Below are 7,601 nucleotides of genomic sequence, written 5' to 3'. Positions count from 1 at the left end.
CAGCCATCACCGCAAAACCTCTGATGGGTCATTCCATACGGGACGAAGCGCTCATTCTAGATCGTTGCGCCGTTTCAGTTTGGCGTCCGCGCAGCCAAAAGTTTCAGAGATTTAGCTGGCAGTTTCTTGAGAATGGTTCGCTTGCTTGGCAAGCATACAATGGGAGCCTAGACAAAGCCGGGAACTCGATACAGCAAGAACGGCCTCGGCTCGTCTGCCTTCGTGATCGACAAGCCTACGTGATTTCCCAGTTAATGTTCGTTGCCAGTTCATCAGTAGGGTGCGCTGGTCTTTCTGCCTGATGTCGCGCGGCGGTACCGTCTGGACAGAACGAAACCAGCTTTCGAAGTAGCTTGCCACAAAACTTCGAAATATGTCAGTCATGGCAATTTGTAGCGGCTGTGGCGTTCAAAGGTCATGAGAAATGGCATTTGCATACCGCACTAAGCAAGCTGTCGGATGATTGACAGTCTCAGAGCGCGCCATGGTGTCGGGCCTTTGGGGCACAGTCGGCGCGGCTGGTGCTGCCATGGGCCCTTTGATCGGAGGGTCTTGCTTGAGCACCTCTGATGGCGACGGGTCAAGGTTCCGGGAACTACCAGGGAACTGTCGCATTAGAGGCATGCCCGTAGTTGGGGAGGACCCGATGGACAACAAGGACCGACTGATCCTAGCACTGGCTGCTTTGCTTCGCGCCGAGCGCGAAACGCTGCTCGCCATTCTCTCCGACCCCATACCCATCGTCACGCAGGAGGACATCGCGTTCGCGGAACGCTTCGCCTTGTCGAAACACCTGCCGCTCGAAAGGAAGGGCTGATGGCGCCGCGCGCGTTCTGGAAAGGTTATCTCAAGCTCTCGCTGGTGACGTGCCCCGTCGCCATGTCGCCGGCGATCTCGAAGGAGGACAAGGTGCGTTTCCGCACACTCAACGGCAAGACGGGCAACCCCGTTGTCAGCCGCTATGTCGACGCCGTCACCGGCAAGGCGGTGGATGAGGACGACGAGGTGAAGGGCTATCCGCGCGGTGAGGACGACTATGTGATGCTCGAGGACGACGAAATCGAGGCGGTGGCGCTGGAAAGCACGCGCACGATCGATATCGAGACCTTCGTGCCGCGTGAAAGCATAGAATGGATCTGGTACGACTCCCCACACTACCTGGTGCCGAACGACACGGTCGGCGAGGAGGCGTTTTCCGTCATCCGGGAAGCCATGGCCTCGACGGGCACTGTCGGCATCTCCCGGCTGGTGCTCTACCGCCGCGAGCGGGCCGTGATGCTGGAGCCGCGCGGCAAGGGCATCGTGCTGTGGACGTTGCGCTATGGCGACGAGGTGCGCGACGAGAAAGATTATTTTGCCGGTCTCAAGCAGGTGAAACCGGATTCGAAGGCTCTGGGCCTGGTCAAGACGCTGATTAAGGAACGCACGAAGGCGTGGAACCCGACGATGGCGGGCGATCCGGTGCAGGATCGGTTGCTCGACATCATCGCCGCCAAGAAGAAGGGCCGCAGGCGTCCCGCCAAGGCCAAGACACCGCCGCCGACCTCGGGCAATGTCATCAACATCATGGATGCGTTGCGCAAGAGCATCAAGGCGGAAGGCAAAGGGAAATAGCTCAGCTCTTAGCCTTGGGGGTCTTCAGCGGCGCTGCCGATTTCTGGAAATCCGCCCAGGGATCGGCGGCCAGCGCCTGCAGGCGTGTCGGTGTATTGTGCACCGTGAAATAGGCAGGGCCGATATCGGCGCTGAGCTCGCTCCAGGCGAGCGGCATGGAAACAGCCGCACCCGGCCGGGCGCGGGTGGAATAGGGTGCCACCGCCGTCATGCCGCGCTGGTTTCGCAGGTAATCGATGAGGATTTTCCCCCGGCGCTTCGACTTGGTGATGGTCGAGACATATTTGTCGGGGCTGTCCTTGGCCATCGCATCGGCGACGGCCTTGCAGAAAGTCTTGACCGCCGGCCAGCGCGCCGAGGGCTTCAGGGGCGCGCAGACATGCAGGCCCTTGCCGCCGGAGGTTTTCACGAAAGCGTTGAGACCCGCCGCTTCCAGGCGCTTGCGCGTCTCCTCAGCCGCGTCGATGATCGCCTGCCATTCCACGCCCTCGCCGGGGTCGAGGTCCATGATGATGCGGTCCGGCCGCTCCCAGTCGGCAAGCGTCGAGCCCCAGGGGTGAATTTCCAGCACGGCCGATTGCACGAGGCTTATCAGGCCATCCAGATCGTTGATGGCGACATATGGCTCGTCATCCTTTTCGGTGGGGTCCTGTACTTCAATGATCTTGGCGTTGATGCCCTTCCAGGCGTGTTTCTGAAAGAAGGTCTGGCCGTCGATGCCGCTGGGCGCGCGCAAAAGCGCAAGCGGCCGACCGACGATATGCGGGGCGATATAGCGCCAGACCTCGGTGTAGTAGTCGGCAAGCCCTTCCTTGGTGACGCCCGCGTCGGGCCAGTAGAGCCGGTCCGGATGGGTAAGGCGCACGGTGCGGCGCGGCGGCTTTTCGCTTGTCGGTTCGCTGGCTGACTTACGTTTTGGCATCTCGGCAACGACCTCCTTTGCGGGCTTGTCCTCCCTGAGACCGCGGAAGGAAGCATGGCGCAAATGCCCGTCGGCCGTCCAGGCGCGGAATTCCACTTCGGCAACCAGCTCCGCCCGCACGTAGCGCGCCTGCCGTGCTTCTTCGGCCGTTAATTTCCGGCCGAATGGGCTCTCGTCCGTCCGTATGCGCGAGAGGCGCTTGAAGAGATCGGCGGCGACGGGGGCGGAAAAGCCTGTGCCGACCCGGCCGACGGGTTCGAGCTTGCCGTTCTTGTAGGCGCCGAGCACGAGCGAGCCGATGGCCTGGCGCGAGACGGTGGACGGGGCGTAGCCGCCGATGACGAATTCCTGCCGGGCCGAGCACTTCGACTTGATCCAGCTCTTGCTGCGGCCCTCCCGATAGAACGCATCGCGCAGCTTCGACACGACGCCTTCGAGGCTGAGGCGGCAGGCATGGCGCAGCACCAGCGCGCCGTTTTCGTCGAAATGGCCGCTATAGCGCAGGATCCCGTCTGTCCCCGGCACCAGTTTTTCGAGCAGCGCCTTGCGTGCGTCCAGAGGAAGGCGCGTCAGGTCATAGCCGTCGAGATGGAGCAGGTCGAAGAGGTAGAAGGTGAAGCGGTCGTCGCGCCTTTCGCTGAGATCGGCCTGAAGGGCGGAAAAGTCGGATGCGCCGGCGCTCGTCTCGACCACGAGCTCGCCGTCGAGCAGCGCCGTGCCGACAGGCAGGGCGGCGAGGGCGGCGATCACGGCCTTGCCGAACTTCTTCGTCCAGTCCAGCCCGCTGCGGGTGAGGAGTTTGACCCGGCCGGCCTCGATGCGGGCCTGCAGCCGGTAGCCGTCGAACTTGATCTCGTGCAGCCAGCGCTCGCCGGCCGGCGGCGTCGTCGCGAGTGTCGCCAGCATCGGGGGCAGAAAATCCGGCAGCTTCGCCTTGCGCGCGCCCTTGATGTCAGAGGGATCGGGCGCCTTCACGGCCGGCTCCTCCTGCTTTTGCGCCTTCGGCTCGGTTTTTTTCTTCGCGGATTTGCGGATGGGGCCTGTCTTCGAAGACCTGCCGGGCTCTTCCCCGGCGACGTCGGCAATCTCCCGGCCCGTCTTCACCGATTCCGGCCGCTCGTCGAGCATATCGTCCTCGCCTTCCGGCATCGCAAATTCGTCGTCGCCCTTGATCAGCAGCCAGTTCTCCCGCTTTTCGCCGGGCTTGCCGTGCATGCGCACGAGATGCCAGCGACCGTGCAGTTTCTCGCCGTCGAGCGTGAATTCCAGATGCCCCTTGGCATAGGCTTTTCGCGCGTCGCCGATCGGTTCCCAACTGCCGCGGTCCCAGACGATGACGGTGCCGCCGCCATATTCGCCCTTGGGGATCGTGCCCTCGAAATCCCCATAGGCCAGCGGATGATCCTCCACGTGCACGGCTAGCCGCTTTTCGCTCGGCACCAGGCTGGGGCCGCGCGTCACCGCCCAGCTCTTGAGCACGCCGTCCATTTCGAGGCGGAAATCGTAGTGCAGGCGTGTTGCGTCGTGTTTCTGAATGACGAAACTCTGGCCGCTCTTGCGCGCCTTGCGACCGCGTGGCTCAGAGGTGGACTTGAAGTTCCGTTTCTGCCGGTAAGTGTCCAGCGTCGCCATGCTCATCCTGCCTTGCGGCGGCCCGCCGCCGTCCTGCTTGCCGCCGCGGGTTTCTTCGCCTTGCGCCTGGCGGGCTTCTCATCCTTGCCGGCGCTCTGGCGCAGGGCCTCCATGAGGTCGACGACCTTGCCCTCGGCCTTCGGCTTTACGGGCTTGATCTTCCGGCCCTCGATCTTGGCCTTCACCACCTCGGCCAGTGCCGCGTCGTAGCGGTCGTCGAACGTCTTCGGGTCGAAGCGGCCGCTTTTCGTCTTGATGATGTGTTCGGCAAGCTCCAGCATCTCGCCCTTGAGCGTGATGGCGGGGATGTCTGCGAAGGCCTCCTCGACAGAACGGACCTCGTAATCGTAATTGAGCGTGGTGGCGATGAGACCCTCGCCTTCCGGGCGTATGAGGAGGGTGCGCACCCGGCGGAAGAGCACGGTCTGGGCCACCGCCGCTACCTTTTTCATCTTCATGCCCTCGCGGATCAGCGCGAAGGCGTCCGCGCCATGCCGGTCGGAGGGCGTAAGATAATAGGGCTTGTCGAAATAGAGGTCGTCGATCTCGTCGCAAGCGATGAAGGCGTCTATCTCCAGCGTCTTGTCGCTCTCAGGGATCGCGGCGGCGATTTCCTCGGGATCGAGCGCGATATAGTCATTCTCGCCCGCCTCGTAGCCCTTCACCTGGTCTTCGCGCTCCACCACCTTGCCCGTCTCGCTGTCGACGAACTCCCGGTGCAGCCGGTGGCCGGTCCTGCGGTTGAGCATGTGGAAGGCGATGCGTTCGCTGGTCGATGCGGCGGTATAGAGGGCAACCGGGCACACAAGTTCACCCACCTTCAGGAAACCTTTCCAGTTTGCTCTCGGCGCCACGCTCGTTCTCCCGCTTCAACGCGGAGGCAATGCCGGCCGTCGCCAAATGTTCCGATGCCGGCGCGAGATAGGGAACCAAAGCCAGTGCCGCGAATTTCCGCGCTGCAGAGGCAAACCAGACAAGGCGGCAGACAGTGCGAAACGAAGGATCCCCGTTGCTCGTTCCGGATATTGATACAAATGCCCCGATCATCCGGCCCGGCCAAAACGCCTGGCGCACGGCAACGGCGAGCCACCTCGACGTGCTCGTCGACGGGCAGGCCTATTTCCAGATGCTGGAGGGCGTCCTGGAGCAGGCGCGCCGGGAGGTCTGGATCGTCGGCTGGGACTTCAATCCCGATATTCCGATGCAACCCGGAATGCCGCAGTCCCCGACGCTCGGCGCCTTTCTGCTCAGGCTTGTGGAGGAGCGGCCCGACCTGACGATCCGCGTGCTCGTCTGGGGCATGGGGCCGGTCTATTCCGGCAAGTCGCTGAAGATGTTCCGCAAGCGGCGCTGGTCCTCTCATCCGCGCATCGTGCTCGCCTTCGATAATCGTCACCCGATCCGCGGCTCGCATCACCAGAAGTTCGTCGTGGTGGACGATGCGGTCGCCTTCGTCGGTGGCATCGATCTCACCGCCAAGCGTTGGGATACGAGCGATCATCTTGTCGACGATCCCAGGCGCAAGCTCCCTTCCGGCAAGCCCTACGAACCGGTGCACGACATGCAGGTGGCGCTGAAGGGCGAGGCGGCGCGGCTTGCGGGCGATATTGCCCGCCGCCGCTGGCTCTTCGCCACGGACGAAACCATCCCTGCAATGACGACGCCCGCCGAAATCCATCTCGGCGGCACGGCGGATTTGATGAGGAATGTGGAGGTCGCCTTCGCGCGCACGGAGCCGGCAATCCGTGGCCGCGCCGCCGTGACGGAGGCGATGGACCTCACCGTCGCGGCGCTCAAGGCGGCGCGGCGCCATATCTATATCGAGAGCCAGTATTTCGCCTCGAACCGGGTCTGCGACGTGCTGTGCGAGCGGCTTTCCGAGCCGGACGGGCCGGAGGTCGTCATCGTCTCGACGCTGAGTTCGCACGGCACCATCGAGCGCCTCGTGCTCGGTGCGAACCGCGACCGTTTCATCCGTCGCCTCGGCCAGTGCGACAAGCATGGCCGCATGCGGGCCTTCTATCCCGTCGTGCCGAAGCCCGATGGAACGGAGCAGGAGATCGTCATCCACTCCAAGTTGGTGATCGTGGACGATGTTTTCCTGCGCATCGGCTCTTCCAACCTCAACCAGCGCAGCGAGGGGCTGGATACCGAGCTCGACATCGCCATAGAGGCGCGCACTGATGTGGAGCGGAACGGCATTCTCGCGCTGCGGGATCGCCTGCTCGCCGAGCATCTCGATATCAACCCGGCGACCTTCGCGGCTGCGGTTCGCAGGGAAGGGGCGCTTAACCGAGCGATCGATGCGTTCAACACGCGTAAGCGCGGGTTGCGACCCTTCCGGGATGCGGCGGGCGAGGGCGCGATCGCCCCGGTCATGGGAACCGGCATCGTCGATCCGATCGCCCCCTGGTGGCCGATCTCGGCCTGGGCGGGTATTGCGCGGAGATTTCTACGCCATCAGCTTGCGCCCTTGCGCAAACCGGCATCGGCGTTCGAGCCGAGCAAGGTTTCGCTGGCGAGCAGCGAGACCAGCCCGAGCGGCAGCGGAATGAAGAAATAGACGAGGCGGAAGGCGATCAGCGCGCCGATGGAGGCCGAGCCGCCGAGCAGGAAGCCGATCGTCGCCTCCAGCACGCCGAGCCCGCCCGGCACATGGCTGACCAGCGCCGTGAGATTACCCACCACATAGGCGGCGGTCGTTTCCATATAGCCCGCTTCTCCGTTCAGAAGCTGGTGCAGGCAGGCGGCGACGCAGGCGAAGTTGACCGTTCCGACGAGGATCTGCAAGGCGGCAAGGCGCAGCGTCGGTAGTGCAAAACGCCAGTTGCGGACCTTCAACTCGCCGCGCACGAAGGCGGCAAGCGCCAGATAGCCGGCTCCGAGTCCAAGGCAAGCCATGCCGAGCGTGACGGAGGCGGCGGCTCCAAGCCCGGCGATCTTTCCCGCGGTGCCGGGAAGCAGGATGAGGCAGAGCCCGGCCAGCGTGATCAGTCCAAGCCCCACGGTCACGCCGCAAAAGAGGATCAGCTTGGCTATCTCCTCCGCATCGAGGCCCCAGCGGGAATAGAAACGATAGCGCACCGCACCGCTGCTGAGGGCCGCGACGCCCACATTGTGACCGATGGCAAGGCTGGTGAAGGAGGCAAGCGCGGCGCGCGGATAGGAGAGCGGCTTGCCGACATAGTGCAAGGCCAGAAAGTCGAAGACCGTGAGGCAGAGATAGGAGCAGGCCGCGAAGGCGAGTGCCAGGGCGAAATTCCTCTTGGGAATAGCGGCGACGGAGTCGCGGATATCGTCCCAGGAATATTGCGCCAGCGTCCGGTAGATCAGCCATCCCGCGACGAGCACGGCAAGGACGATGAGCGCGTGGAGGATATGGGTACGTTTCATGCGGCAGGTCCTTCCCGGTCTGTCGGGCCCGTCTGTCGGG

General features: G+C 63.6%; 6 protein-coding genes. 3 read left to right on the top strand and 3 right to left on the bottom strand.

Annotated elements, in window-relative coordinates; all coding sequences use genetic code 11:
• Positions 1 to 646 precede the first annotated feature (646 nt).
• Together AC27VQ_RS23990 and ku (AC27VQ_RS23985) are read left to right on the top strand one after the other, a co-directional pair.
• A complete protein-coding gene (locus AC27VQ_RS23990; RefSeq protein ID WP_488718294.1) occupies positions 647 to 817 on the top strand; it encodes a hypothetical protein in 171 nt (56 codons plus the stop codon).
• A complete protein-coding gene (gene ku / locus AC27VQ_RS23985) occupies positions 817 to 1,614 on the top strand; it encodes a non-homologous end joining protein Ku (protein ID WP_488718293.1) in 798 nt (265 codons plus the stop codon). Before AC27VQ_RS23990 ends, ku (AC27VQ_RS23985) begins: the two co-directional genes overlap by 1 nt.
• 1 nt (position 1,615) lies before the next feature.
• On the opposite strand, the gene ligD is transcribed toward ku (AC27VQ_RS23985), so the two are convergent.
• Both ligD and ku (AC27VQ_RS23975) read right to left on the bottom strand, forming a co-directional pair.
• Positions 1,616 to 4,168, bottom strand: a complete 2,553-nt coding sequence (gene ligD, locus AC27VQ_RS23980) for a DNA ligase D (protein ID WP_488718292.1) — start codon at positions 4,166 to 4,168, stop codon at positions 1,616 to 1,618.
• A gap of 2 nt (positions 4,169 to 4,170) precedes the next feature.
• On the bottom strand, positions 4,171 to 5,022 hold the full coding sequence (ku, locus tag AC27VQ_RS23975) for a non-homologous end joining protein Ku (protein WP_488718291.1): 852 nt from the start codon (positions 5,020 to 5,022) through the stop codon (positions 4,171 to 4,173).
• Between the two features lie 155 nt (positions 5,023 to 5,177).
• Here ku (AC27VQ_RS23975) and AC27VQ_RS23970 point away from each other — a divergent pair, with 155 nt between their 5' ends.
• Positions 5,178 to 6,731, top strand: coding sequence for a phospholipase D-like domain-containing protein (locus AC27VQ_RS23970; protein ID WP_488718290.1), 1,554 nt, complete (start codon positions 5,178 to 5,180; stop codon positions 6,729 to 6,731).
• On the opposite strand, the gene AC27VQ_RS23965 is transcribed toward AC27VQ_RS23970, so the two are convergent.
• Entirely contained in the window at positions 6,629 to 7,561 is a 933-nt protein-coding gene (locus AC27VQ_RS23965; RefSeq protein ID WP_488718289.1) for a lysylphosphatidylglycerol synthase domain-containing protein, read from the bottom strand. The two genes, AC27VQ_RS23970 and AC27VQ_RS23965, sit on opposite strands and share 103 nt — an antisense overlap.
• Positions 7,562 to 7,601: the final 40 nt, after the last annotated feature.

This window comes from Shinella sp. 20P9.1.1 (genome assembly GCF_057798995.1).
This window is presented reverse-complemented; position numbering and strand designations above follow the sequence as displayed.

Excerpts from the sequence above, each read along its gene's own strand:
- ku (WP_488718293.1), top strand. The coding sequence starts at position 817 with ATGGCGCCGCGCGCGTTCTGGAAAGGTTATCTCAAGCTCTCGCTGGTG.
- AC27VQ_RS23965 (WP_488718289.1), bottom strand. The coding sequence starts at position 7,561 with ATGAAACGTACCCATATCCTCCACGCGCTCATCGTCCTTGCCGTGCTC.
- AC27VQ_RS23990 (WP_488718294.1), top strand. The coding sequence starts at position 647 with ATGGACAACAAGGACCGACTGATCCTAGCACTGGCTGCTTTGCTTCGC.
- ligD (WP_488718292.1), bottom strand. The coding sequence starts at position 4,168 with ATGGCGACGCTGGACACTTACCGGCAGAAACGGAACTTCAAGTCCACC.